The organism is Legionella sp. km772 (assembly GCF_003989735.1).
In the GTDB taxonomy this organism is placed as follows: Bacteria; Pseudomonadota; Gammaproteobacteria; order Legionellales; family Legionellaceae; genus Legionella.
In genome coordinates, this window is record NZ_RZGQ01000019.1 from 1 (window position 1) to 24,005 (window position 24,005).

Here is a 24,005-nt window from a genome sequence, read left to right on the forward strand (position 1 = left end):
TTTTTGATTTTTTTGATGCAGTGTAATAATTTCGCTTTTTGGTCATTCTATTCCCCTCTTATATTAGAAGAATAGCTCTTAAAAATACCTTTTTTTCGTCTAAAAATCCGCGCCTATATCACTTTACTATTGATAATGATACGATAAATATTGCGCTGCTATCAGGCTATTTAGCACAGAATGTTTTGAGGGACTTAGTTCATGACTTCCATGTGAGTTATGGTTCCATCCGTTACGCTGTGAAATCAGATAAATTAGCTGTAGTAAATGATCTAATGAGTGAAAATGCCCATCTTAAATTTGGCAGTGAGCATCTAACTCAAGCTGCAGCACAAAACAATATGCCCATCTTTGATCGCATTGCTGAAACTGGAGTCGCCCCAGAAGGAAAACGGATACATACTTTAGCGCAAACTAACCCTGAGCTAAAGACCCGTTTGGCTTCTTTGTTAGAAAGTAGCATGACCGCACCAAGCGCCGGTGCAGGAAGTGCTCCACGTCCATAAAACTATTTGAATGAGTCCCTAGTCTTTGCTAGGGACTTATCTTTTCAAAAAAAACAAGATAAATTAAGTTCATAATGCTCCCTTAATGTTCTCCATGTATAATTACTTGCTAACTTGACTGTAGTGAGAATAAATATGCAAGGTAAAATCGAAACTCAAGTAGAAGACGTATTAGAGTACAGCTCTGTAATTGTTGGTTCTGGTCCAGTAGGTCTATTGTCTACTTTAGCAGCTTTAAAACACGCCTCATCAACCGATGTCGTAGCCTTATTGGCGGATAGACGAGATGAGCTTGGTGTTCGTGAACAAGTACTATGGATTCAACAAGATGTTTATGATTTTATAGAAGGCTTAGTGGGTAAAGAGTTGATGACTCAATATCGCAGCGAACTTGCTATTACGGAAGACGGTGACTATGACGAGGATAATCCTTTAAAACCCCATGGTTATTTTATCACTACCGGTGATTTAGAACGTTTAGCTTATGCTGCTTTAACTGAACAGTATGAGGAGGGTGTTGATTACGATATTATCGACACGAAAAAAATTGCTGCTCATGAAGACAGTGCTGATGTAATTAAAATTAATAAAAGAGAAAAAACCATTCTTGTAAAAGCTGAAGGTATGAATGGTGAGAGGGATGGTAAAGTTCATAATATAGCTTTGAAATTTAATAACTTAGTAGCTGCTGATGGTGCAAAGCGCAGTATTGCAAAGGCCTTAGGCGAGGAAGAGCTTATCTTTGATGAAACTCAGAAGCCACTCCAACATAAACGCCATGTTGTGGCAACCTTTAAAATTCCTGAAGGCACCACTCCACGTGCTTGCTCGGTATTAAAAGTTCGAGCCTCTGAAGATACTGGTGTTCCTGAGCCTGTAGTTATGGCTCCCACTAAAAAAGCTCCAGAGCGCATCATTAAACCATGTTCGATGGGAACCTTAAGGGAATATGGGTGGAAGGGAAATACGAGACCTTATTCACAAGTATTTGCGACTCGCGATGTAATTTATATCGGGGTAGAAATGCCTAGTGAGTTACCTAAAGAAAAAGCGCAAGAGTATGCAAAACTAATGATGTTGGATCAATTACCCGCAGATTATTTGGAGGGAATTACCGAGATCGAATGTGATATGAGAACAGCATACGGTAAGAAAAAAGCATTATTAAAAACTTCAGTGTTCGATCTGGAACTAGGTGATTTAAATAAAACCTTAATTCCTTGTGGGGACTTAAGTGATGAAGAGGATATAGGTGCTATTTTCTTTATGGGTGATGCGCGCAAAAATCCTTTATATACCACCGGCTCTGGGGCGCAAACGGGGATAAGAGAAGTAAGGAATTTTGAACAATTTTTGATTGATAGACAAAGTGCTACTCATGGAATTGCTCATGACCTAGAGAAATTTCATGCTCATTCGCGTGCCCTTTTAGATGCCATTGTTGAAAAACAAAATACCTGGATTGGCGGACGCGTAGCAAAAGAACAAGAGGCTTGTGCTAATTTACGTGATTTCAAAACCTATAAGGCTCATATTTTAAAAGTGAAAGACTTTGTTGATGCCTTTTTAAGTGAAGCATCCGAAGTTGAAGACTCGCCCTTTGTGAACTATTTAAAAACTGATTTGCTAGGATTGAAAAGTAATCATAAGAAATTATTTGCATGCTGCAATGGTGAGTCCGATATTACTTGCTACACTGGAATTAATGTTAGTAAATTTTTAACGGCTATCGAAGCTATACGGATTAATGTTTACAACAAGTATCCTTCTTTAGCAAAAATATTAGATGCCACCCCAACAGGTGCCCATGATTTTGTGAGCGATTTTTATAATAATCTAAATCCGATTATGAGAGATATTTCTAAACCTACGGTTACCGAAATAGGCTTTTTTGCTTCTGAAACAAGAAGTTCGGCGCCTATAACCTTAGTTAAGACTTCAGAAGTAGAGAATGGTACTAAAGTAAATAACTTATCTTAAATGATAAAAAAATAAGAAAAGTGTTTCTTATTGGTTCAAATTAGAGTATGGTAAGTTCTATATATTAACGCTTAATTTATAAGGAAGGACATTATGGGTCACAATGCAAGTAAGTTTTTTTCTGAACCCAGATCAACGGCAGCAACACAAGCTAGTTCAGGAACCGCAGATTCGACCATGGATATTGCAGAGTCAGCCCCTGAAACAGGTACCGAAGCATTAAGAAATATCGCGACCTATGATCTGCGTTTGAAAAATGCGTTAAAGGGCTCTTTATTACCCATGCACACCCATTTCTTTGTTAAAAACGATGCTAATAAATCCTTTGTCCACGCTTTGTTAGAAGATAATCAAGCAGCTTTTTCAAATCTAACTAGAAATTTAGATAGTGACAATGATAAACATTATGAAATCCTCAAAGAATGCTTAATCTTAGCTGCTTTGTTGGGATCCAAAAAAGTTCTTTCTAAATTAAAAGAGTTTAATATTACCATGGATTCAGAGGTATTAAATATGGCCTTATGGTCGGGTGATTTTGAAGGACCAGAGCTGAATTATTTTCTCGCTGAAGTAGCTCCTACTTATAATTCTATCCGGCATGCAATCTTATCTGCTAATCCTCAAGTTTTAGCTCAAGTTTTTCAAGCCAAGCCTAGCTTAAAGGCTAATTCGGAACTTCTTGGTGCAGTCTCAGGAAGTGCGATGAGTGCTGCGGACAAAACTCGGATGGTAGAATTGCTGCAAGCACATGGGCTTAGCACCTCAAGCAGCCAGGAAAAATCAGCACTAGAGCATATAGAGCATGAGGCAGAGCATAAATCTTCTCCTTTTAGCTTGGGGCGATAAAATCAACTTAGAGCTGTGAATGGTAATTCCTCACAGCTCTTTCATCGCCATTCCGGCAAAATCAGAAATCTATCCCCAATCTAAAAAACTATAAGACTTACTATATGGCTTTTGCCTGAACTTAATTCAATAGTATTCCTAAAACTACCGCTCTTAACTCACTTAGTAATACATTATAAGTACGACATGCCGCCCCTATAGACATAAATTCAATGCCTATCCCTTGTTGAGATAATTCTGCGGTGAGCTTGACTGGTGGTAGTAGCGTGTTGTCCTTATGGCCAATAATGATTATCTCTGGTTTATGCTTTAAAAGGAGTTTAAGATAGGCGTCATCAATTCCATTTATCGAGCGGAGTGTTGTTTCGACAATGATTTCTTGTTTTGAAACAATAAGATTATGTTCATAAACAGTGGAGTTAATCTGAATTTGGTTATCACTGTAGGCTTGAATGGCATGTTGTTCTGGTGTTTCTAAGCTAATATGCATGGTTTTAGAGCACTCATTAGGTTATAGTGAGGGTAGCCTCACCTTGAGGTTTTTATGAGTATATCACAGAGGTCAATATTATGAGTCAATTTCCACGTATCAAACGTTTACCGCCTTATGTTTTTAATACACTTAATCAATTAAAAAGTGAAGCACGAGCACGTGGAGAGGATATTATTGATTTTGGCATGGGAAATCCAGACCAACCAACCCCTCCGCATATAGTAAATAAATTAATAGAGGTTGCTCAACGGCCGGATACCCACCGCTATTCAATGTCAAAAGGAATACCTCGGTTGCGGCGAGCTATGGCAGCTTGGTACCAAAGAAACTATAACGTACACTTAAACAGTGAAACCCAGATATTAACCACTATAGGCTCTAAAGAGGGGCTCGCCCATTTAGCTTTAGCAATTAGCGGCCCAGGCGATACTGTTTTAGTGCCTGATCCCGCTTACCCCATACATACTTATGGTTTTATTATTGCTGGAGCAAATGTAAAACAAATTCCTTTAATTGACGAAATGCAATTTTTGGCTGCTGTAGAAGAGGCCATTAATCAAACTTGGCCAAAGCCTAAAGCTTTAGTGATTAATTTTCCCGCCAATCCAAGTACTCATTGTGTGGATTATGCCTTTTTTGAAGAAGTAGTGGCCTTGGCTAAAAAACATAAAATTTGGATTATCCATGATTTAGCTTATGCCGATATTGTATTCGACGGTTATAAAGCGCCTTCTATTTTGCAAGTTCCTGGGGCGATTGATATAGCCATTGAGACCTATTCTATGTCTAAATCCTATAATATGCCTGGTTGGCGGGTTGGTTTTGCATGTGGTAATGAAGAGTTAGTCGCTGCTTTGACTCGGATCAAATCTTATTTAGATTATGGTACGTTTACTCCTATTCAAGTTGCGGCTATTACTGCCCTAGAAGGACCTGACGATTGTGTTAAAGAAATCCGAGAGATGTATGAAAAACGGCGCAATTTATTATGTGATGGTTTAAATGAACTTGGTTGGCAGGTAGACAGACCCAAAGCCACTATGTTTGTTTGGGCACCTATTCCAGAACATTATCGTTCTATGGGCTCCTTAGAATTTAGTAAATATCTTTTAAAAGAAGCTCAAGTCGCTGTTTCTCCTGGCATTGGTTTTGGCCAACAAGGTGATGCTTATGTCCGCTTCGGTTTGATTGAAAATAAGGATCGAACTCGACAAGCATTAAGAAATTTAAAGGCTTTGTTTAAAAGAGATGGCCTATTAAAGGCTGTATAAACATCATGGATGTTATTATTAATGCTGATAGTCTCACGAGTCCTGGGGAAGCAAAAACTCTTGTTTCCCAGGGGAGCGCCTTACTCAATTTATTAAGCTGTCTAGATTATGATACGGAGAACCCTCCTTTAGCTGCCTTGCTTGCGCAATATCATCAACTTGAAGGGGATTGGTTAATTTTAAATCCTGCCCACTGGCAGGCATCACATAACAATGTAGCTATTATTGCTTTTGGAAAGGAGCTTGGGTTAGATAAATCAGAGCTAGAAACCATTTTTCACCGGTTTTCTGCTCATTTAAGGCAAAATAGCATGGCTCTTTATTATCATGATGAGCATATTTGGTTAGTTTCTTCAACGCATAACTCTCTTTTAAAGACCAAGCCCATTCATCAGATTTTGAATAAACCCTTAATGTTTGAACTTGCTGCAATGGATGACACGATGTATTGGCAAAAATTTCTCACCGAAAGCCAAATGTTTTTTTCTACTCTTAATAATCAGCCTGTGATTAATGGCGTTTGGTTGTGGGGTGGCGGGTTATTAGGTGAGAAAAAGAATACTAAAATCATCACCGACTCCTCTTTTTTTGAAATAGCACAATTATGCTCCACGGATGTAAGTTTATATGAGGCTAGTAGTTCCTTAAACCACTGCGATCTGTTATTGTTGAGCGATATATCAGTCCTAAATAAAACTCACCAAGAACAATTAGAAAAAAGAGAAGTTTGCTGGTATTGGAATAATCAGGCTTATGCATATTCTCCTGCTTCTTGGTTAACTCGATTGTGGAGAACCTTTGTACATGCGCATTAAACAACGCCACGTTCCAAATCATGATTTAAACAAAACCCATATTCCCGCCTTTTTACAACGTATTTATGCGACTCGGGGTATCACAGACGAGTCACAACTTGATAAACAGTTACAGACCTTACTGCCTTTTCATACCCTTAAAGGAATTGATTTAGCCTGTGCTCGTTTAGAGCAAGCCCTGCGTCAACAAGAGCGGATACTCATTATTGGCGATTTTGATGCTGATGGAGCAACTTCTACGGCCTTAGCGGTTACCGCTTTGCGGAGCATGGGGGCTGCTTATGTTGATTATTTAGTACCTAATCGCTTTGAGTTTGGTTATGGCTTGACTCCCTCTATTGTGGATGTAGCCAGCCAATGGCAACCTCATTTAATTATTACCGTTGATAACGGTATTGCCAGCGTGGATGGAGTCGAGCGGGCGAATCAGTTAAATATTGATGTCCTCATCACTGACCACCATTTACCAGCGGAGGTTCTTCCGAATGCTTGCGCTATTGTTAATCCTAATCAGCTTGGCTGCCTCTTTCCTAGTAAATCCATTGCAGGTGTGGGGGTTATTTTTTACGTCATGCTTGCATTGCGCCGCCATCTTGTTAATACCCAATGGTTTTCCCAAATGAATATTCCCGAACCTAATATGGCTAGTTTTCTCGACTTAGTCGCCTTAGGCACGGTTGCAGATGTCGTAGGCTTGGATCAAAACAATAGAATAATGGTTAATCAAGGGATGTTGCGTATTCGTCAAGGACTGTGCCGTGAAGGCATTAAAGCCCTAATCGAAATTGCTAATAGAGAATGTTCTAAGCTACGTGAATCTGATTTAGGTTTTGCTGTGGCTCCTCGCCTAAATGCTGCTGGTCGACTTGATGATATGGCTTTAGGAATTGAATGCCTTATTACTGAAAGCAAAGAACAAGCCCGTATTTATACCAAGCAATTAGATGAATTAAACGAGGAACGTAAACAGATAGAGACAGAAATGAAAGAGCAAGCTTTACTTGCCTTAGATAAGTTATCTATCAATTCTGATTATAACAATCACCTTCCCATTGCCCTTTGTCTGCATGATAAAACCTGGCATCAAGGTGTTATCGGTATTCTAGCTGGACGAATAAAAGATAAATATCACCGACCGGTTATAGCGTTTGCTTCAGTTGAATATGACGAATTAAAAGGGTCGGCGCGCTCGGTGCCCGATTTAAATATTAGAGATGTCTTAGCTGCAGTGGATAAAGACTACCCTGGTTTAATTACAAAGTTTGGTGGTCATGCTATGGCTGCAGGATTAAGTATTCGTGCGGCAGTACTTGGTGATTTCCGTCAAGCTTTTATTGCAGAAGTTAGCAAGCATCTCGACTTATCACAATGTGAAGGAGAGCTCTTAACAGATGGCCCTTTACAGCCCAATGAATTTAGTCTTGATACAGCTCAATTAATCAATCAGGCTGGGCCGTGGGGACAACAGTTTGCTGAGCCGGTATTTAACAACCTATTTGAAATTCTCGATCAAAGAATTGTGGGGCAAAATCATTTGAAAATGACCTTAGTTCCCAAAGAAGGAGGCCAGTCAGTAGACGCTATTGCGTTTAATGTTGATTTGAAATCATGGCCTAATTACAGAGCGCGCTATGTTCACGCAGCTTATAAATTGGATATTAATTTTTTTCAAGGACGTACTAAACTCCAATTATTAATTCAAGCAATGCATGCCCAAGAATCATTGCTTGAGATTAATAATTAGTAGCCTAAGTTAAGTGTTTTTGAATAAAGGCTGGATTTAGGGTATAATCTGGCCTTTTGCATGTATTAAAAAGTGACTGTTGCAACCGCTTTATTATCTATTGCTCCTATGATTGACTGGACCTACAGTCAATTTCGTGTTTGGATGCGTTATTTAGCCCCTGAGGCTTTGCTTTACACGGAAATGCAAACAACCGGTGCGATAACCAACAATCCTCTGCGCGCTCTAAAATATAATCCTGTAGAACATCCCTTAGCCCTCCAATTAGGCGGTTCGGATAAAAAAGCCCTAGCCGAAAGTGCGCTTAAAGCTCAAGAGGAGGGGTATGATGAGGTGAATCTTAACCTAGGCTGTCCTAGCGATAGAGTACAAGCAGGACGCTTTGGCGCTTGTTTAATGAAGGAGCCTGAGCATGTTGTGGAGTGTATCCGGGCAATAAAACAAGCGGTTACTATACCCGTTACGAGTAAAACAAGAATTGGCATAGATCATCAGGATAGTTATGAGTTTTTTAGGGCATTTGCCTTGCGCTTAGTAGAGGCAGGAAGTGATAAATTAATTATTCATGCGCGAAAAGCATGGCTAAATGGCTTAAATCCCAAGCAGAATAGGACTATTCCACCCGTTCATTATGATTATGTTTATAAAATCAAAGAGGAACTTCCCCATATTCCCATTATAATTAATGGGAATATCACTAAACTTGAAGAAATCCAAGAGCATTTGAAGTACGTGGACGGGGTCATGTTAGGGCGTCTAGCCTGCGACAATTCTTATCAAATTGCCCGCATTCATCATGCTTTATACCCCAATAGCCCGCTTTTATCTCGCGGCGAATTATTCAGGCGTTATAAACATTATATGCTGGATGAATATCACAGTGGAGCTGCACTAAGTTTATTAGTGAAGCCCATTTTTAATTTAGCGCATGGCATCCCTGGCGCAAATCAATGGAAAAAAAAATTAATGGTGCTCTTGCAAACCAAGGACTTATTATTGTTAGATGATCTCATGGATTATCTTAGTGAGTTTGAACGTTTACCAGAGAGTACATGTAGATGACTAATTCCTTAATCACTATTTTTTTATTGATTTGTTCTAACGCTTTTATGACTTTTGCTTGGTATGGTCATTTGAGAGCTTTTTCGAATAAGCCTATTTTGTTTGTGATTATTGTTAGCTGGCTGATTGCTTTCTTTGAATACATGCTTCAAATACCGGCTAATAGGATTGGTTTTACTCAGGCACATTTTTCTTTGTCACAATTAAAAATTATTCAAGAGGTCATTAGCTTATCGGTTTTTGTCCCTTTTGCCATGTTCTACATGCACCAGAAAATCACGCTTAATTATTTATGGGCAGGTTTTTGTATTTTAGGTGCGGTTTATTTTATTTTTAAGGCCAATTAATTTAGTTTTCTCAGTGCTCATGCCCTTATAAATGGCAATGGAGTCATTTAATAGCCATTTCCGATTTATTCTTGTTTTATTCATGCACAAAACTACAGGTATCCATGGCATTTTGTAGTGATTTCTAGTACATTAATGCATTTGTTATTTAGAACATCCAGAGGATTATCTAAGCCATGCTGAATACGTTAATTAAGAAAATGTTTGGAAGCCGAAATGAGCGTACATTACGGCGAATGGAAAAGGCAGTAATGGCTATTAATGCTTTTGAACCTGAAATGAAGGCATTAACAGATGCCGAACTAGCAGCCAAAACTGCACAGTTTAAAGCCCGTTTTGCTGAAGGGGAAAGCCTTGATGAGTTACTAGCCGAGGCTTTTGCAACGGTTAGAGAGGTGTCTGTCCGTACTTTAGGTCTTCGTCATTTTGATGTGCAGTTAATTGGCGGTATGGTATTGCATGAAGGGAATATTGCCGAAATGCGTACTGGGGAAGGTAAAACCTTAGTAGCTACATTGCCAGCCTATCTTAATGCAATTAGTGGACGCGGAGTTCACGTTGTCACAGTAAACGATTATTTAGCCAAGCGTGATAGCCAATGGATGAAGCCCGTATTTGAATTTCTTGGGCTTAGCGTCGGCGTTATTTATCCTGATATGGGACATGCAGAGAAACAAGCAGCCTATCGCTCAGATATTGTTTATGGAACTAACAATGAGTACGGTTTTGATTACTTGCGCGATAATATGGCTTTCAGTTTAGCGGATAAGGTACAGCGTGAGCTTAATTTCGCTATTGTCGATGAAGTAGATTCTATCTTAATTGATGAGGCGCGAACGCCACTTATCATTTCTGGAGCCGCTGAAGATAGTTCTGAGCTCTATATAAAAATTAATAAACTTATCCCCGAACTTAAAAAACAAGAAGAAGAGGGCGATGGTGGGGATTACACTATTGATGAGAAGCAAAAACAAGCTCATCTCACCGACGCAGGTCATATCCATATAGAAGAACTATTAACTAATGCTAAATTACTCGAGCCTGGTGAGAGTTTATATCATGCTAGTAACATCATGTTGATGCACCATGTGAATGCTGCGTTAAAAGCGCATGCTATGTTTCATCGTGATGTCGACTACATTGTTAAAGACAAGCAAGTAGTCATTGTTGATGAGCACACTGGACGTACTATGCCCGGTCGTCGTTGGTCAGAGGGTTTACACCAAGCGGTCGAAGCTAAAGAAGGGGTGGCTATTCAAAATGAAAACCAAACTTTAGCGTCAATTACCTTCCAGAATTTCTTTAGGATGTATAACAAGCTATCGGGTATGACCGGTACTGCAGATACTGAGGCCTATGAATTCCAGCAAATTTATAATTTAGAAGTAGTAGTAATCCCAACTAATAAGCAAATGATGAGAAAAGACGAGCCTGATTTGGTTTACTTAACTCAAATGGATAAATACCAAGCGATTATTGAAGACATTCGTGATTGCGCAACCCGTAAACAACCGGTATTAGTGGGTACAGCATCAATTGAGGCTTCTGAACTTTTAAGTCAATTATTGCAAAAAGCTCAAATTAAGCACCAAGTGTTAAATGCTAAGTTTCATGAAAGTGAAGCGCAGATTGTTGCGGAGGCTGGTCGACCTGGTGCTGTGACTATTGCTACTAATATGGCTGGCCGTGGAACAGATATTGTGCTTGGCGGAAGTTTATCTGCTGATTTAGCCCATTTACCTGAAGATGCTAGTCAAGAGCAGAAAGATGCCTTAAAAGCCGAGTGGCAAAAACGTCACGATGAAGTTCTTGCTTCCGGTGGTTTACGTATTGTTGGTTCAGAACGTCATGAGTCTCGTCGTATAGATAATCAATTACGTGGTCGTTCTGGTCGTCAAGGCGATGTGGGAAGCAGCCGCTTTTATTTATCTTTAGAAGATAATTTAATGCGTATATTTGCTTCAGAGCGGGTTGCTAATATGATGCGTCGCTTAGGAATGAAACCTGGTGAGCCTATTGAGCATAGTTTAGTAACAAAAGCGATTGAGAATGCACAACGGAAATTAGAGGGACATCATTTTGATGTAAGAAAGCAACTTTTAGATTATGACAATGTAGCCAATGATCAACGGCAAGTAATTTATACGCAGCGTGCTTCAATGATGGAAATTGAGAACACGGAAGAAGTAATTGCCATGATGAGAGAAGAGGTGATTTCAGGATTGGTAGATACTTATATACCCCCTCAAAGTCTTGAAGATCAGTGGGAGCCTAAGGTATTAAGCGAAGTTTTAGCCGATGAATTTAAGGTTAAAGTAGACATTGCCGAATGGATTGAGAATGACCATACCATTCAGCCGGAGCAAATTAAAGAGAAAGTGTTAGAACTAACTAATGCTCATTACTATGAAAAAGTCGCAAAAACAACACGCGAAATTATGTCACAGTTTGAGAAATCGGTTATTTTACAAACTTTAGACAATCATTGGCGTGAGCATTTAGCTGCAATGGATCAGTTAAGGCAAGGCATTCATTTGCGTGGTTATGCTCAGAAAGATCCTAAGCAAGAATATAAGAGAGAAGCGTTCACCTTATTTACTATGATGCTTGATACCTTGAAGTACGAAGTGACCAAGCTTATTCTATCGGTAGAGATTCAAACTCAGGAAGATGCTCAAGCTGTTGAAGAGCAAAGACGCGCTGAACAAATTCAGAAAATGAGTTTAACTCATGAAAGCGCATCAGAAACTGAGGAAAATGCAGAGCAAACTTTCAGACGCCACGAGAAAAAAATAGGGCGTAATGATCCTTGCCCCTGCGGTTCAGGCAAAAAATATAAATCTTGCCATGGTAGTTTAGCATGAGTATCAAAGTAGCCGTTGCCATTATTACTGATAATGAGCAACGTGTTCTCGTTGCCCAACGTCCTCTTCATGTCCCACAAGGAGGGCTTTGGGAGTTTCCAGGGGGAAAATTAGAAGCAAATGAATCTGCTGAACAAGCTTTAGTTAGAGAAATAAAAGAAGAGATAGGTTTAGAAGTCAAAAAATGTCAATTATTAGGCGAAATTAATCACCAATACCCTGGTAAATTAGTCCAGCTAATTGTTTTCCATGTAAGCGAATTTTCTGGTACAGCATCCTGTTTGGAAGGACAACTAGATCTTAAATGGATCTCTAAAGAGCTTTTAAATCCTAATGATTTTCCCGAAGCGAACTCTGCAATTTTTAAATTATTTTCCTTCATCGAGTTACTAGAAGCAGTTTAATCCATTAAATGTGCAACCTTTTTGCGTTTATTAAAGCGGTGAGACTGATCTTAATTAATTCATCGTTCGCCTCGATTATTATTATTATTTTCTACAGCTTACCCTCCTCACGCAGGGTCCTATCAACGAAAAGCTTAAAAATACGCACTAAATGTACTTCGCCCTTGGGAGCAAAGTACATTTATAATCAGGAAAAGGTTATTAATCTTTTTGCAGAGAGGTTATCATTGCACCTAAGAAGCGGGTTGCTTCACCACCCGTTACGGCACGGTGATCAAAACTTAATGATAAAGGTAGTGTATTATGTGCCTCAATCTGGCCACTTGAATTTACTACTGCCGCTTTATAAAGTTTTCCTACAGCAATAATGCAAACCATAGGAGGAACAATAATTGGACTTGCAAACCGTCCAGCGAATTTACCAAAATTCGATAAGGTAATAGTTGCACCTTTTAATTTATCAGCACTGACTGTTCGATCAGCGACTGTTCTTTTAAAATCATTAATAATCTGCCTTAATTGACTTGGAGAGTATTTACCGGCATCATGGATTACTGGCACAAATAAGCCATCTTCATTATCCATCGCTATACCTAGATGCACCTCTTCAAAGCATTGTCTTGCTGAATGATGTGTATCAAACCAAGCATTAAGGGCTGGTTCCGCTTTACACGCATCAATAATCGATTTGATTAGACGAGCGGTAATATCAGTGCCTTCCCGCCAAGCATGAATGTCGGCTTCATCAAAGATGCTAACAGGAACAACTTCCTGATGAGATTGAACCATGCTGTGTAACATAGCACGCCTAACGCCTCGCAAGGGTTCAAAGCCAACTGGAGGTTGGGCATTTTTTTCCGCTTGGGTCTGCACGTCGAGTTGTGTAATAACTCCATGTTCACCAGTCGCTTTTATGGTATTTAAGTCGACATTTAGCTTTTTAGCGAGCATCTTAACTGCTGGGGTGGCTTTAATGCGCCGATGGGAAGCGCTTTGTACACCGATAGTAAAATTATCTTCGAACATCTCAGCGCTTTCTTCTAAATTACCAACAACGGTACCTTTATCCGCAGGTTTAGTAGTGGTTGCCTCAAAAGCTACTAAAGGTTCCCCTGTTTTAATAACATCCCCAGGTTTACCAAAAAGCTTTACGATAGTACCACTTTGCGGGCAAGGAACATCAACCACTGCTTTAGCGGTTTCCATGGCAGCAAGTGGCTGATCGGCTTTAACGACATCACCTTCTTTAACAAACCACTCATGAATTTCAGCATCAGGTAATCCTTCACCTAAATCAGGTAGATTAAAAATATTCATTATTACTCCATTATGCTCATAACACTGTTTTTAATACGAGTGACACTGGGTATATATTGTTTTTCGAGTTGGAAATAGGGCATAACCGTATCATAGCCTGTAACTCGTTGAACCGGCGCCATTAAATCAGTCATGCATTGCTCCATAATTTGGGCAGATATTTCAGCGCCCACGCCACAGGTCTTTGCACCTTCATGCACAATCACACAGCGTCCAGTTTTCTCCACTGATGCTAAAATTGTCTCAATATCCAATGGTTTGATCGTGGCCACATCAATGATTTCACAAGAAATACCTTCATCGCCTAATTGTTTTGCGGCTTGTAAGGTTTCATGCATGCTCGCCCCCCAACTCACTAAGGTTAGATCGTCACCTTCTTGCAAAGTAAAACACTTTCCTATGGGGAGGGCTTGTCCATCATCTTCGACGGGTTGTTTAACCAGACGATAAATTCGCTTGGGTTCTAAAAATATAACTGGATCAGGATTTCGCATGGCAGCTAATAATAGGCCATAAGCTCTCTTGGGCGAAGAGGGAATAACCACTTGTAAACCGGGAATATGGGCAAATAAGGCCTCAGTACTTTCTGAATGATGTTCAGGAGCTCTAATCCCTCCACCAAACGGGGCGCGAAATACGAGGGGGCAATGTAGTCTTCCTCGGGTACGATTACGCATGCGAGCGGCGTGAGAAACTATTTGGTTCATGGCAGGATAAATAAATCCCATAAATTGGAACTCTGCCACTGGTTTTAAACCTTGAGTAGACATGCCGATAGCAAGACCTGCAATCATGGATTCAGCTAAAGGACTATCAAAAACACGCTCCTCTCCAAAGCGTTCTTGCAAACTAACAGTAGCGCGAAATACGCCGCCATTTTTTCCGACGTCTTCACCGAACACCACTACATTTTCATCATGTTCTAATTCGTATGCTAAAGCCTGGGTGACCGCTTCAATTAAAGTAATATCAGGCATGAGCTGCTTCCTCCATGGCAATTGCACGTTGCTCTACTAAGTACTCAGGTAATTCTGCGTAATGATAATCAAAAATACTGCTAACTGGTTGGGGTACAGTGTTTAAATATTCATCTACTGCTGCCTCGACCTGCTCTGAACAAGCCATAACCAGCCTTTCCTCATCATCTGCCGTCCAAATTTTTTGTTGAGTTAAAAAATGCTTAAACCGCGCAATAGGTTCTTTGGGACGTGCCTCATCTACTTCAGTGGAGGGTTGATAGCGTGTAGCATCATCGGCTGTAGTATGATCGCACAAGCGATAGGTCAAGGCTTCAATAAGAGTTGGGCCTTTACCACAACGAGCTTTTTCTATTGCATCGCCAATAACTTGTCGAGTAGCTAATATATCGTTTCCATCGACTTGTAAGCCACTAAAGCCCGCAGCAATTGCTTTTTGGGCGATAGTTTGAGTAGCTGTTTGCTTATCACGAGGTACAGAAATGGCCCATTGATTATTATTTACTACAAAAACTACGGGTAAATTCCAGGTGCCTGCAACGTTAATTGCTTCATAGAAGTCTCCCTCGGAAGTACCGCCTTCACCAATACAAACCACAGCAACAGCAGCCTGCTTGCGGTATTTGAAAGCAAAAGCAACACCCGTTGCATGCAAGCACTGTGATGCGATAGGCACACAAATGGGTAAGTCTTTCGAGTTACATGAATAATTACTACCGCGCTCATCCCCTCCCCAAAAAGACAGGATTTCAGACATTTTCACACCACGTTGGAATTGCGCAGCATAATCTCTATAATAGGGTACAAAAACATCTTCAGGTTTCATTGCATGGCCAATAGCAGTTGAGATTGCTTCCTGTCCATTAATGGGGGCATAAGTGCCCATTTTTCCTGTTCTTTGTAAGGCAATGGCTTTTTTATCGAAAGTACGTGTAAGTACCATTACTTCATAGAGTTTTTTCAAGGTTACATGATCATTAGCGATAGGAGGTAGTTCGCTGACTAATTCCCCTTGTTCATTTAAAAATTGAGTATAGCTTATTTCAAACTGAGCTACTGTTGTCATTACCTGGCTCCTTGTCAACAACATGTTGCCATAGGATACTCACAAATTCATTTAAAAACTAGTAAATTAGAGTTAAATTATGCGGATAAATCGAGTGTTTTTTATTTGGGTATTATTTTGCGCATTGAACAACTAATTGAATTAAATTATTCCGCTAATTTACATCAACACTATCAAAATCTTTGCGACTTACCTGGCTTTGTACTTTTGGAAAGTGGTGATCGTCACTGGGGTCGATACGATATTATAGCGGCTTACCCCTATGAGCGAAAAATACTTCCCTCCAATGCAAATAATCAGCTAGCACTTTTAAGTGATTTACGTGAGCTACTTAAAGGTAATACCTCATCTTATGAGCTACCCTTCCAAGGTGGTGCTATTGGTTATATTACCTATGATCTCGGAGCAGAGCTGATGGGGCTGGCTTCAAAAACTCAAACATTATTAGATACAATGCCTTTATTGCATTTAGGTTTTTATGATTGGTGCATTATTGTAGATCATTATTTAAAAAAGACAGTGTTATATGCGGCCCATCATCATTCTCAAACTAAAGAACAAATAAAGGAAGTGCTGGGCTTATGGAATAAAACTGGCACGACAAAGCAATTTAGACTTATGAACGAATTTACTCCTTTGATGACGAAGGAGCAGTATAAGACCTCTTTTGCTGAAATTAAAAAAGCACTAAGAGAGGGCAGAAGCTATCAGGTCAATTTTACCCAGGCTTTTCAAGCTCAGTATGAAGGCAGTAGCTGGGCAATGTACCACAATATAAGCAAAGCGAATCCCGTACCTTTTGCGGCTTTTTTGCATTTCGATAATGAAGATGTATTAAGTTTTTCGCCTGAACGTTTTTTATTGCATGAAGAAGGAAAACTATTAACTTCACCGATAAAGGGAACGATTAAACGTTCAAATAATTTAGAGGAAGATGAACGGTTAAAAGTAGAGCTTGCCTCGTCCGCAAAAAATCGCGCAGAGAATGTAATGATAGTTGATCTGTTAAGAAACGATCTTGGAAAAATCGCTGTTACGGGTAGTGTGGAGGTTAGCAAGTTATGTGAAATCCAAAGCTATAATTCAGTACATCATTTGGTCAGTGATGTCGAAGCACAGTGTCTGGCGAATACCTCTGTTCTTGATCTTTTTTTATCTTGTTTTCCAGGCGGCTCAATCACTGGGGCTCCTAAATTAGAATCAATGCGGATTATTAATGAATTAGAGCCTCATCGGCGAGGAGTTTATTGTGGCAGTGTTGTTTATTTCTCTCGTCATGGACGTTTTGATAGTAATATTGCCATACGCACCTTAGTTGCTAAGAATAATATTCTGCATTTGGCTGCTGGAGGCGGTAATGTAATTGACTCTGATTGTGAAGATGAATATCGTGAATGTTACCTTAAAATAAAAGCAATTATTAATGGACTTAAATAAGATAAAAAAATGGACTCATGCAGGGGTTATTGTTCTTCACGAACATTCCACCGATTGCTTAATTTTAACTAAACGAAGTGAGCATCTACGAAGGCATCCGGGCGAGGTTTGTTTTCCTGGTGGGGTTTGGGAGGAGGGTGATGAAAATTTTTATGCTACTGCATTAAGGGAGTTGCGCGAAGAATTAGGAATAGATTCTTCGCGAGTGAGCCTAATTAAAGAACTTACCAGAGAACAAACCCTCTTAGGCTCCGTTATACATCCCTGGTTAGCCGCTATTGACTCCATTGTTCCATTTCATATAAATGATTCTGAGGTCGCAAGCTTAATTTCTTTGCCTTTAGCTGTAGTTAAAAACCCTAAAAATTATCAAGAAATTTTGGTAGAACGTAGTGGATTTAAATTTAAAAGTTGGCAGTTTATCGGGCATAGTGAGTTTATTTGGGGAGCTACTGCCCGAATTATGCGGCAGCTGATTGATTGGTAATCGCTTATAGACTATGTAAATTCCGTCTTGGTGAGCCTTGGCGAAGCATCCAGTCCTATGATTCGTCATAGCTCTACACTGGATTGCCTCACTTTGTGCGCAAAGACAAAAACGATTGAAGGTCGAGCATTAGTAGCCTTCTATCCTGTTTATACAGCCTCTGCCATATTCTTATTATCTTTTAACGCCCTACGTAAAATCTTCCCTACATTCGTTTTAGGTAATTCATTGAAAAACTCAACAATTTTAGGCACTTTGTAAGCGGCTAAATGCTCACGGCAATGAGTGATAATTTCTTCGCTAGTCAAATTAGGATCTTTTTTAACTATGCAGGCCTTTACTCGTTCGCCTGACTCCTGGTCAGAAACACCTACAATCCCCACTTCTAAAACACCTGGATGCATACCAATTACTTGTTCTACTTCATTGGGATAAACATTAAAACCGGAAACCACAATCATATCTTTCTTTCGATCGACCAAATAAATATAACCCTCTTCGTCCATTCGAGCTATATCCCCAGTTTTTAAGAAGCCGTCTTCGGTGAACACAAGTTTTGTTTCATCAGGACGATTCCAATACCCAGCCATCACTTGTGGACCTTTAATGCATAATTCACCACTTGTCCCAATTGGCACTTCTTGTCCATTATCATCGCGAATGGATACATCAGTGGAGGGCAGGGGCAGGCCGATACTTCCGTTATAGCCTTCTAAGTACATAGGATTAATGGTTGCAGCAGGGCTGGTTTCGGTTAAACCATAAGCCTCTAATACTCGTGAATGAGTCATTTCAGACCAGCGTAAAGAAACACTTTTTTGTAAAGCCATACCGCCTGACAACGCTAATTTTAATTTGCTGAAATCTATTTCTTTAAACCGTGGGTGATTTAATAGTAAGTTGTATAAAGTATTAACGCCTGTAAACGCTGTAAAACCTATATTCTTAATTTCATCAATGAAGCGATCCACATCACGAGGATTCGTAATAAGAACATTTTTAGCACCAGCTTTTAAAAAAGTAAGGCAATTAGCTGTTAAAGAAAAAATATGGTAAAGAGGTAAAGCAGTAACAATAATGTCCTCTGCACTCACACCTAAGGGCGCAATCCAAACAGAGGCTTGCATCACATTCGCTACTAAATTTCCATGGGTTAAAATGGCCCCTTTAGCTACACCTGTAGTGCCTCCGGTATATTGCAGAAAGGCAATACTATCATGATTCAATTCTATTTTATGTAAGCTAGCATCCTTGCCTTCTTGCAGTGCATAATTAAAGGCGACTGCATGAGGAATAGTGTAAGCAGGTACCATTTTTTTGACGTGCTTTACAACAAAGTTGACTATAAATTTTTTCATCCCGGGGAATAAATCGCCGATTTGGGTTACAATAATATGCTTAAGTGAGGGCATTGATGGTAAAGATTTTTCAACAGTGAAGGCAAAATTGGCTAACACGATAATAGCCTCAGCCCCAGAATCATTGATTTGATGAATCACTTCATCACAAGTGTATAAGGGGTTTGTGTTTACTACGACATACCCTGCTCTTAATATAGCAAATAAGGCTACAGGATATTGTAAAATATTGGGCATCATAATAGCTACCCGGGCCCCTTTTTCCATACCTAGTTGTTGTAAATACGCTGCTAAATCTCGGGATAATTTATCAAGTTGTGCGTAGGTAATTTCAGTACCTAAGTTAGAGTAGGAAGGTCTATCAGCATATTTATGACAAGATTCTTTAAATAAAGAAACCAAGGATAAATAATGACTCGAGTCAATTTCATGTGGCACATTTTCTTGATATTGTTCAAACCATCTTTTATCCACTTTGTTATCCTTCTGTTATTGGTTTTCACATGCTAGTATAAACAAAAATATCGTTTATGGATATCGACCAATGAGTGAAAATATAACAAAAACTCAAGCATTTAAATTAAAAGGGCGACTTTATACCTTTACTGTTTTACAAGTGATCAATAGTGATCAAGAGCTATTTAGGCAACAATGTGCCGATACTATAGTGAAAGCGCCCAAATTATTTGAAAAAACGCCTATAGTTTTCGATTTATCTTCTATCAGTCATCTTGAGTTTGATTTGCAAGCTTTATGCCAAATTGTGCGTGAATATGGGATGATTCCGGTAGCTATTCAAGGGGGTAACCCCATGCAAGAAACCTTAGCTCAGTGCCAAGGTTTAGCCGTGTTAAATGCTTCCGCGACGCAAGACAAGCCGATAATGGAGCCTGTGTATGAACATTCAACAGCTGAAATAATTAAATCTAGACTGGTGACTTCACCCGTGCGGTCAGGCCAACAGCTGGTATCCAAAGGAAGTGATTTAATAGTTACTTCTTCAGTCAGCCATGGTGCAGAATTGTTATCTGACGGTAACATTCATGTTTATGGGGCACTAAGAGGGCGCGCTTTAGCTGGAATTACCGGTGATTTAAATGCCCGTATTTTTTGTCAATGTCTGGAGGCTGAATTGGTATCTATCGCTGGTTTTTATCTTTTAAGCGACGGTATCGAGCCAATGAGAGGTCCCTGTCAAATTTATTTAGTCAATGAGCATCTAGTTATCGAGCCTTTATGATAGAAGCTGTTTTTATTTCTGATCTCCATTTACATCCGCAACGAGATGATATTCAAGCCCGCTTTGATAAATTTATTGCATGGTGTAAAACCCTTCCTATTAAAAAAATTTATATCCTAGGAGACTTTTTCCATGCTTGGGCTGGGGATGATTCCATCGACGAATGGAGCCTAGCTATTGCTAAACAATTACAGGAATTAGTGCAACTAAACATTCAATTGTTTTATATGCATGGAAATAGAGATTTTTTGCTCGGCAGTGACTTTGCGAAATTATCGGGGTGGACACCTTTAAGCGAGCCTACTTTAATCGAGTTAGGGGGAAAAAAAGTGCTTTTAGTCCATGGAGACCGCTATTGTATTAAAGATAAAGCCCATCAACGTTTCCGTCTCTTGACTCGTAACCGTATCTTTTCATGGTTGTTTTTATGCCTACCCTTAGCGTATCGCTTAAAATTGGTGAATAAAGTACGGCAAATAAGCCAGAATAATCAACATAAAGCAATGGAAGCTATGGATGTAAGTGTTGAATCTCTTATAAAGCATATGCGCCAAATGAAGGTCAAAACCCTCATTCATGGCCATACTCATAAACAAGGAATGAGTGCTTATGAAGGTGGTGAGTTTAAGCGTTATGTTTTAAGTGATTGGGATGACATGCCTCGGCTTTTGTGTTATGATAATACTAATGAATATAATTTTGACCAATCTTGGTTTTTAAGGGTTGAAAAATGACTAGAGAAAAGACTGATACTGAAAAGGTAGTTCAACCTGTTGAGGATTATGTAAAAGACGCAGCCCAGAAACAAGAAAATTTTAATAAAACTGAACAATACAAGCGTAAATTGCAGGAGTTTCAAGAGGGTCAAGCGCAGGAACAAAGGCTTTTTCAGCAACGACTTTCCGAGTTCGTCAATAAATATGCGCGACGAAACGATAAGGGAGAAGTAGTAGGGGGACCTTGGGAGACTTCCGATGAGCATGCCAAAAAAGGCTTAGATTCTGAAACTACGGCCTTTAACAGCGAATGGAAAAATGCCATGCTCAGTTTGTTGGGTTCTTTTGGTAAAATGTGTGAGGCAATGAATTATAGTCTTGAAACCAATGAAACAATCGGTAAAATGGCGATAAAGCATGCCATTAAAACGGCTGTTTCTGGCTACTTCAACAAACCCTCTGAGCCTGATTTAACCAAGACAGGCAAGGCTCAACTCCCCGTCCTAATGCATCATGTAACTCTGGATGCGGATAATAAGCTGCAAGTTCGAATAGCTAAAGATAATATGCCGATGAAAGATGATTTTAATAAGCTTTTTAAAAGCTTGGTTACTCATTGGCTTGAAAAAAATGGATATAAGCCAGGACAAACTCCTGAAACCCAAGATCAATATTTCGCTCAAGATGGTACTAAATTAACTCAAGCTAAGATGAAAGACTTGCAAGAGGGCGAACATAGCTTACAGAATTTTCTCGAGGAAAATAGTAGTTTAACTTATCAAAGCACGCCTACTCTGAGTTAATGCATTTAAAAATTTATAACGAGTCTTGTTCTTTGGGCAAGACTCGGTGCCATTACTGACAGGGTGGAATACCACTATGGAAGCGAAAAACTTGATCAGCGCTACTGATAAATGCATTTTCAATAGCTAAAAACTCACCCAAACGTTTATCTATAGCTCCACCATATAACCTGGCTAAACGTAGATAATCCTCAAAATGACGTGCTTCAGAACGAACTAAGCTGCTATAAAATTTAGACAAGTTGGCATCTTCTAAGAAAGGTATTAAGGCATAAAAACGTTCACAAGAGCGTGCCTCAATAATCGCACCAATAATCAATTGATCAGAAAGTCGTTGAGCATTATTTTTAGCTGTCACCTGTCTATGCAAATGAGAACCATAGTCAGAAGGGTGCAAGGGGCCAAAACTGATGCCTTTATCATTCATAATTGCAATAACTTTTTCAAAATGAAGTAATTCTTCACGTGCCAAGGGTGACATTACGGCCACTAGCTCCTCTTTTTCAGGATATTTACTCATTAGTGCAATGGCAGTTGCCGCAGCCTTTCGCTCACAATGGGCGTGATCTAGTAATAACAAAGGAATATGAGTAGCTGCGTACTCAAGCCATGCGCGAGGGGTTTTTACCTGCAAAAAATCATTTAATGTTTGTAAATCAGTAGTTAATCGTTTTAACATTTAAAATACACTATACTTTAGAAAGTCGTTAAGACTCAAAAATTGCAGATTTTGGCCCAAATTAGGGAAATGTCAACAGCTCAGAATGGCGTAAAAAAAAATTAGGTGGAAAATGGATGAAAAATTGACCGGTGATGAATTTAGTAAATGGTTTTCAACTTACGGATTGATTACTTCACAGCGCATACTTGGGCATTATAAAATAAGTATACCTCAAAAAGAGCTCATCCCGGCTATAAAAAGCGCAACTAGTTTTTATCATCATTTAGTGCAGGTCCCTTTGAAAAATGTTTTAAATGGAATCGTGCTACAGCAAGCAAATGATTATCATATTTATGTGCAAAAATTATTTATTGATTATTTACTTTCTGGGGAGAGTGGTAAACCTCCTGAGGCTCAAGGGGCGGCGACGCGTGAGTCTTTAGAGAATGAGCGTAAAGCTTTAGTCAGTTTAGGAGAGCAGTTTAATCAAAAGCAATTAGACCATGAGGCGGTTATTGGCACTAGTCAAAAAATTTTAATTAAATTATCTACAGATTTAAAAGAGTCTATGGCCAATAGCGCTAATTCACTACACCATTTAACGACACGAAATAATTCTGATTTTACTAAAGAGCAAATTGTAACCATTTTAACGAGGACTTTAATTGAGGCTGGCATTGAATTAAAAAGTCAAAATATAGATAAAAATCTTTTTATAGATAAGGCCATCGATTTGCTTCATCTGAGTAAAACAGAAGGAATGAAAGAAAAATTAAATGAATTATTAAATGAATTTTTTAACGTGCTTTCTAAGGTGAATGAACAAATAAGCGAATTATTCAATACTGCTAACAGTATTACTGAATCAGCACGAGCATTCCGCTCTCAATTTTATCAAGCAGCACTAAGAGTTATTGAGTTGATGAAGTTATTACCTGAATACAAAATCGATCCTGAGCAAGATATGATTAATCGAGAAGCACTTCATTTTGATAAAACAATTGGCGAGACCCAACAGTAATAAATAAAAACGTAATTACAGTAGTGCAAGCCCCTAATATTTTAAGGAGCTTCTTGGTACCTTTTGTCCTAAAGGGTGAATTTATATTAGCCAAAAGCTCCTGTTTTTGATATAATACAGCACTTTAATTTAAACATAATGGAGCTCGTGATGGCAAAAGAAGTAACTTTGTCTATTATAAAACCAGATGCAGTAGCAAAAAATGTTATTGGTCAAATATATAGCCGTTTTGAACAAAATGGTTTAACTCTTGTTGCCGCCAAAATGGTGCAATTATCTCGTGCACAAGCTGAAAGTTTTTATGAAATTCATAAAGCTCGTCCATTTTTTAAAGATTTAGTTGAATTTATGATTTCTGGCCCTGTAATGATTCAAGCGTTAAAAGGCGAAAATGCAGTAGCTAAAAACAGAGATCTAATGGGTGCAACAAATCCTAAAGAAGCTGCTCCTGGAACTATTCGTGCTGATTTTGCTGATAGTATTGACGCCAATGCGGTACATGGTTCAGATAGCTTAGAAAATGCTAGCCGTGAAGTGGCTTTCTTCTTCGAGCCTCATGAGTTATGTGATAGATAAGTCGCAGTTGGAGT

Annotated in this window: 23 protein-coding genes; 17 read left to right on the plus strand and 6 right to left on the minus strand. The window is 39.2% G+C overall.

The genetic code is table 11. The annotated features are described in order from the left end of the window. Nucleotides 1–38: 38 nt before the first annotated feature. The 3 genes from ELY15_RS03935 to ELY15_RS03945 all read left to right on the plus strand — a co-directional run bounded on the left by ELY15_RS03935 (nucleotide 39) and on the right by ELY15_RS03945 (nucleotide 3,332). A complete protein-coding gene (locus ELY15_RS03935; protein WP_127098351.1) occupies nucleotides 39–506 on the plus strand; it encodes a hypothetical protein in 468 nt (155 codons plus the stop codon). A 135-nt stretch (nucleotides 507–641) separates the two neighbouring features. After that, nucleotides 642–2,486: a hypothetical protein gene (locus ELY15_RS03940; RefSeq protein WP_127098352.1), complete on the plus strand. Its 1,845-nt coding sequence runs from the start codon at nucleotides 642–644 to the stop codon at nucleotides 2,484–2,486. Nucleotides 2,487–2,579: 93 nt separating this feature from the next. Next, on the plus strand, nucleotides 2,580–3,332 hold the full coding sequence (locus ELY15_RS03945) for a hypothetical protein (RefSeq protein ID WP_127098353.1): 753 nt from the start codon (nucleotides 2,580–2,582) through the stop codon (nucleotides 3,330–3,332). Nucleotides 3,333–3,453: 121 nt separating this feature from the next. Here ELY15_RS03945 and ELY15_RS03950 read toward each other — a convergent pair whose 3' ends face one another. Continuing rightward, nucleotides 3,454–3,822 (minus strand): Mth938-like domain-containing protein, encoded by a 369-nt coding sequence (locus tag ELY15_RS03950; RefSeq protein WP_127098354.1) that lies wholly within the window; start codon nucleotides 3,820–3,822, stop codon nucleotides 3,454–3,456. Nucleotides 3,823–3,902: 80 nt separating this feature from the next. Between ELY15_RS03950 and alaC the strand changes: the two genes are divergently transcribed. From alaC to mutT, 7 genes are all read left to right on the plus strand, one after another. After that, entirely contained in the window at nucleotides 3,903–5,096 is a 1,194-nt protein-coding gene (alaC, locus tag ELY15_RS03955; protein ID WP_127098355.1) for an alanine transaminase, read from the plus strand. A 5-nt stretch (nucleotides 5,097–5,101) separates the two neighbouring features. Next, entirely contained in the window at nucleotides 5,102–5,911 is an 810-nt protein-coding gene (locus ELY15_RS03960; RefSeq protein WP_127098356.1) for a hypothetical protein, read from the plus strand. Then, the gene (gene recJ, locus ELY15_RS03965; protein WP_127098357.1) at nucleotides 5,901–7,655 is read left to right on the plus strand and encodes a single-stranded-DNA-specific exonuclease RecJ; all 1,755 of its coding nucleotides are present in this window, start codon (nucleotides 5,901–5,903) and stop codon (nucleotides 7,653–7,655) included. The genes ELY15_RS03960 and recJ overlap by 11 nt, the downstream gene beginning before the upstream one ends. Before the next feature lie 144 nt (nucleotides 7,656–7,799). Next, nucleotides 7,800–8,717: a tRNA dihydrouridine(20/20a) synthase DusA gene (gene dusA, locus ELY15_RS03970; protein WP_233586507.1), complete on the plus strand. Its 918-nt coding sequence runs from the start codon at nucleotides 7,800–7,802 to the stop codon at nucleotides 8,715–8,717. Continuing rightward, nucleotides 8,714–9,064 (plus strand): DMT family protein, encoded by a 351-nt coding sequence (locus ELY15_RS03975; protein WP_127098358.1) that lies wholly within the window; start codon nucleotides 8,714–8,716, stop codon nucleotides 9,062–9,064. The genes dusA and ELY15_RS03975 overlap by 4 nt, the downstream gene beginning before the upstream one ends. A gap of 176 nt (nucleotides 9,065–9,240) precedes the next feature. Beyond that, the gene (gene secA, locus ELY15_RS03980) at nucleotides 9,241–11,928 is read left to right on the plus strand and encodes a preprotein translocase subunit SecA (RefSeq protein WP_127098359.1); all 2,688 of its coding nucleotides are present in this window, start codon (nucleotides 9,241–9,243) and stop codon (nucleotides 11,926–11,928) included. Continuing rightward, complete coding sequence (mutT, locus tag ELY15_RS03985) at nucleotides 11,925–12,332, plus strand: 8-oxo-dGTP diphosphatase MutT (protein ID WP_127098360.1); 408 nt, start codon at nucleotides 11,925–11,927, stop codon at nucleotides 12,330–12,332. Before secA ends, mutT begins: the two co-directional genes overlap by 4 nt. Before the next feature lie 201 nt (nucleotides 12,333–12,533). On the opposite strand, the gene ELY15_RS03990 is transcribed toward mutT, so the two are convergent. Genes ELY15_RS03990 through pdhA form a run of 3 tightly spaced genes read right to left on the minus strand, consistent with a single transcriptional unit; the run spans nucleotide 12,534 to nucleotide 15,692 of the window. After that, nucleotides 12,534–13,649: a dihydrolipoamide acetyltransferase family protein gene (locus tag ELY15_RS03990; RefSeq protein WP_127098361.1), complete on the minus strand. Its 1,116-nt coding sequence runs from the start codon at nucleotides 13,647–13,649 to the stop codon at nucleotides 12,534–12,536. 2 nt (nucleotides 13,650–13,651) lie between these two features. Then, nucleotides 13,652–14,626, minus strand: coding sequence for an alpha-ketoacid dehydrogenase subunit beta (locus ELY15_RS03995; protein WP_127098362.1), 975 nt, complete (start codon nucleotides 14,624–14,626; stop codon nucleotides 13,652–13,654). Next, the gene (gene pdhA / locus ELY15_RS04000) at nucleotides 14,619–15,692 is read right to left on the minus strand and encodes a pyruvate dehydrogenase (acetyl-transferring) E1 component subunit alpha (protein WP_199744157.1); all 1,074 of its coding nucleotides are present in this window, start codon (nucleotides 15,690–15,692) and stop codon (nucleotides 14,619–14,621) included. Before pdhA ends, ELY15_RS03995 begins: the two co-directional genes overlap by 8 nt. A gap of 117 nt (nucleotides 15,693–15,809) precedes the next feature. Here pdhA and pabB point away from each other — a divergent pair, with 117 nt between their 5' ends. Continuing rightward, nucleotides 15,810–17,129 (plus strand): aminodeoxychorismate synthase component I, encoded by a 1,320-nt coding sequence (gene pabB, locus ELY15_RS04005; RefSeq protein ID WP_127098363.1) that lies wholly within the window; start codon nucleotides 15,810–15,812, stop codon nucleotides 17,127–17,129. Beyond that, complete coding sequence (locus tag ELY15_RS04010) at nucleotides 17,116–17,616, plus strand: CoA pyrophosphatase (RefSeq protein ID WP_127098364.1); 501 nt, start codon at nucleotides 17,116–17,118, stop codon at nucleotides 17,614–17,616. Before pabB ends, ELY15_RS04010 begins: the two co-directional genes overlap by 14 nt. A gap of 149 nt (nucleotides 17,617–17,765) precedes the next feature. Here the strand turns inward: ELY15_RS04010 and ELY15_RS04015 are convergent, their stop codons facing one another. After that, a complete protein-coding gene (locus tag ELY15_RS04015; protein WP_127098365.1) occupies nucleotides 17,766–19,448 on the minus strand; it encodes an AMP-binding protein in 1,683 nt (560 codons plus the stop codon). 70 nt (nucleotides 19,449–19,518) lie between these two features. Here ELY15_RS04015 and minC point away from each other — a divergent pair, with 70 nt between their 5' ends. From minC to ELY15_RS04030, 3 genes are read left to right on the plus strand one after another with little or no spacing between them, the layout of a single operon-like run. Then, nucleotides 19,519–20,214: a septum site-determining protein MinC gene (gene minC / locus ELY15_RS04020; RefSeq protein WP_127098366.1), complete on the plus strand. Its 696-nt coding sequence runs from the start codon at nucleotides 19,519–19,521 to the stop codon at nucleotides 20,212–20,214. After that, nucleotides 20,211–20,948, plus strand: a complete 738-nt coding sequence (locus ELY15_RS04025) for a UDP-2,3-diacylglucosamine diphosphatase (RefSeq protein WP_127098367.1) — start codon at nucleotides 20,211–20,213, stop codon at nucleotides 20,946–20,948. Before minC ends, ELY15_RS04025 begins: the two co-directional genes overlap by 4 nt. Further along, the gene (locus ELY15_RS04030) at nucleotides 20,945–21,733 is read left to right on the plus strand and encodes a hypothetical protein (protein WP_127098368.1); all 789 of its coding nucleotides are present in this window, start codon (nucleotides 20,945–20,947) and stop codon (nucleotides 21,731–21,733) included. The genes ELY15_RS04025 and ELY15_RS04030 overlap by 4 nt, the downstream gene beginning before the upstream one ends. Nucleotides 21,734–21,785: 52 nt before the next feature. Here the strand turns inward: ELY15_RS04030 and ELY15_RS04035 are convergent, their stop codons facing one another. Next, complete coding sequence (locus ELY15_RS04035) at nucleotides 21,786–22,412, minus strand: tRNA-(ms[2]io[6]A)-hydroxylase (protein ID WP_127098369.1); 627 nt, start codon at nucleotides 22,410–22,412, stop codon at nucleotides 21,786–21,788. 112 nt (nucleotides 22,413–22,524) lie between these two features. Between ELY15_RS04035 and ELY15_RS04040 the strand changes: the two genes are divergently transcribed. Both ELY15_RS04040 and ndk read left to right on the plus strand, forming a co-directional pair. Beyond that, nucleotides 22,525–23,415 (plus strand): hypothetical protein, encoded by an 891-nt coding sequence (locus tag ELY15_RS04040; protein WP_127098370.1) that lies wholly within the window; start codon nucleotides 22,525–22,527, stop codon nucleotides 23,413–23,415. Nucleotides 23,416–23,565: 150 nt separating this feature from the next. After that, nucleotides 23,566–23,991, plus strand: coding sequence for a nucleoside-diphosphate kinase (gene ndk, locus ELY15_RS04045; protein WP_127098371.1), 426 nt, complete (start codon nucleotides 23,566–23,568; stop codon nucleotides 23,989–23,991). The last annotated feature ends 14 nt before the right edge of the window (nucleotides 23,992–24,005 follow it).

Bases quoted from the DNA above. Each gene is read 5' to 3' on its own strand.
- ELY15_RS03940 (WP_127098352.1), top strand. From the start codon at position 642: ATGCAAGGTAAAATCGAAACTCAAGTAGAAGACGTATTAGAGTACAGC.
- ELY15_RS03945 (WP_127098353.1), top strand. From the start codon at position 2,580: ATGGGTCACAATGCAAGTAAGTTTTTTTCTGAACCCAGATCAACGGCA.
- ELY15_RS03950 (WP_127098354.1), bottom strand. From the start codon at position 3,822: ATGCATATTAGCTTAGAAACACCAGAACAACATGCCATTCAAGCCTAC.
- alaC (WP_127098355.1), top strand. From the start codon at position 3,903: ATGAGTCAATTTCCACGTATCAAACGTTTACCGCCTTATGTTTTTAAT.
- ELY15_RS03960 (WP_127098356.1), top strand. From the start codon at position 5,102: ATGGATGTTATTATTAATGCTGATAGTCTCACGAGTCCTGGGGAAGCA.
- recJ (WP_127098357.1), top strand. From the start codon at position 5,901: ATGCGCATTAAACAACGCCACGTTCCAAATCATGATTTAAACAAAACC.
- dusA (WP_233586507.1), top strand. From the start codon at position 7,800: ATGCGTTATTTAGCCCCTGAGGCTTTGCTTTACACGGAAATGCAAACA.
- ELY15_RS03975 (WP_127098358.1), top strand. From the start codon at position 8,714: ATGACTAATTCCTTAATCACTATTTTTTTATTGATTTGTTCTAACGCT.
- secA (WP_127098359.1), top strand. From the start codon at position 9,241: ATGCTGAATACGTTAATTAAGAAAATGTTTGGAAGCCGAAATGAGCGT.
- mutT (WP_127098360.1), top strand. From the start codon at position 11,925: ATGAGTATCAAAGTAGCCGTTGCCATTATTACTGATAATGAGCAACGT.
- ELY15_RS03990 (WP_127098361.1), bottom strand. From the start codon at position 13,649: ATGAATATTTTTAATCTACCTGATTTAGGTGAAGGATTACCTGATGCT.
- ELY15_RS03995 (WP_127098362.1), bottom strand. From the start codon at position 14,626: ATGCCTGATATTACTTTAATTGAAGCGGTCACCCAGGCTTTAGCATAC.
- pdhA (WP_199744157.1), bottom strand. From the start codon at position 15,692: ATGACAACAGTAGCTCAGTTTGAAATAAGCTATACTCAATTTTTAAAT.
- ELY15_RS04010 (WP_127098364.1), top strand. From the start codon at position 17,116: ATGGACTTAAATAAGATAAAAAAATGGACTCATGCAGGGGTTATTGTT.
- minC (WP_127098366.1), top strand. From the start codon at position 19,519: ATGAGTGAAAATATAACAAAAACTCAAGCATTTAAATTAAAAGGGCGA.
- ELY15_RS04025 (WP_127098367.1), top strand. From the start codon at position 20,211: ATGATAGAAGCTGTTTTTATTTCTGATCTCCATTTACATCCGCAACGA.
- ELY15_RS04030 (WP_127098368.1), top strand. From the start codon at position 20,945: ATGACTAGAGAAAAGACTGATACTGAAAAGGTAGTTCAACCTGTTGAG.
- ELY15_RS04035 (WP_127098369.1), bottom strand. From the start codon at position 22,412: ATGTTAAAACGATTAACTACTGATTTACAAACATTAAATGATTTTTTG.
- ELY15_RS04040 (WP_127098370.1), top strand. From the start codon at position 22,525: ATGGATGAAAAATTGACCGGTGATGAATTTAGTAAATGGTTTTCAACT.
- ndk (WP_127098371.1), top strand. From the start codon at position 23,566: ATGGCAAAAGAAGTAACTTTGTCTATTATAAAACCAGATGCAGTAGCA.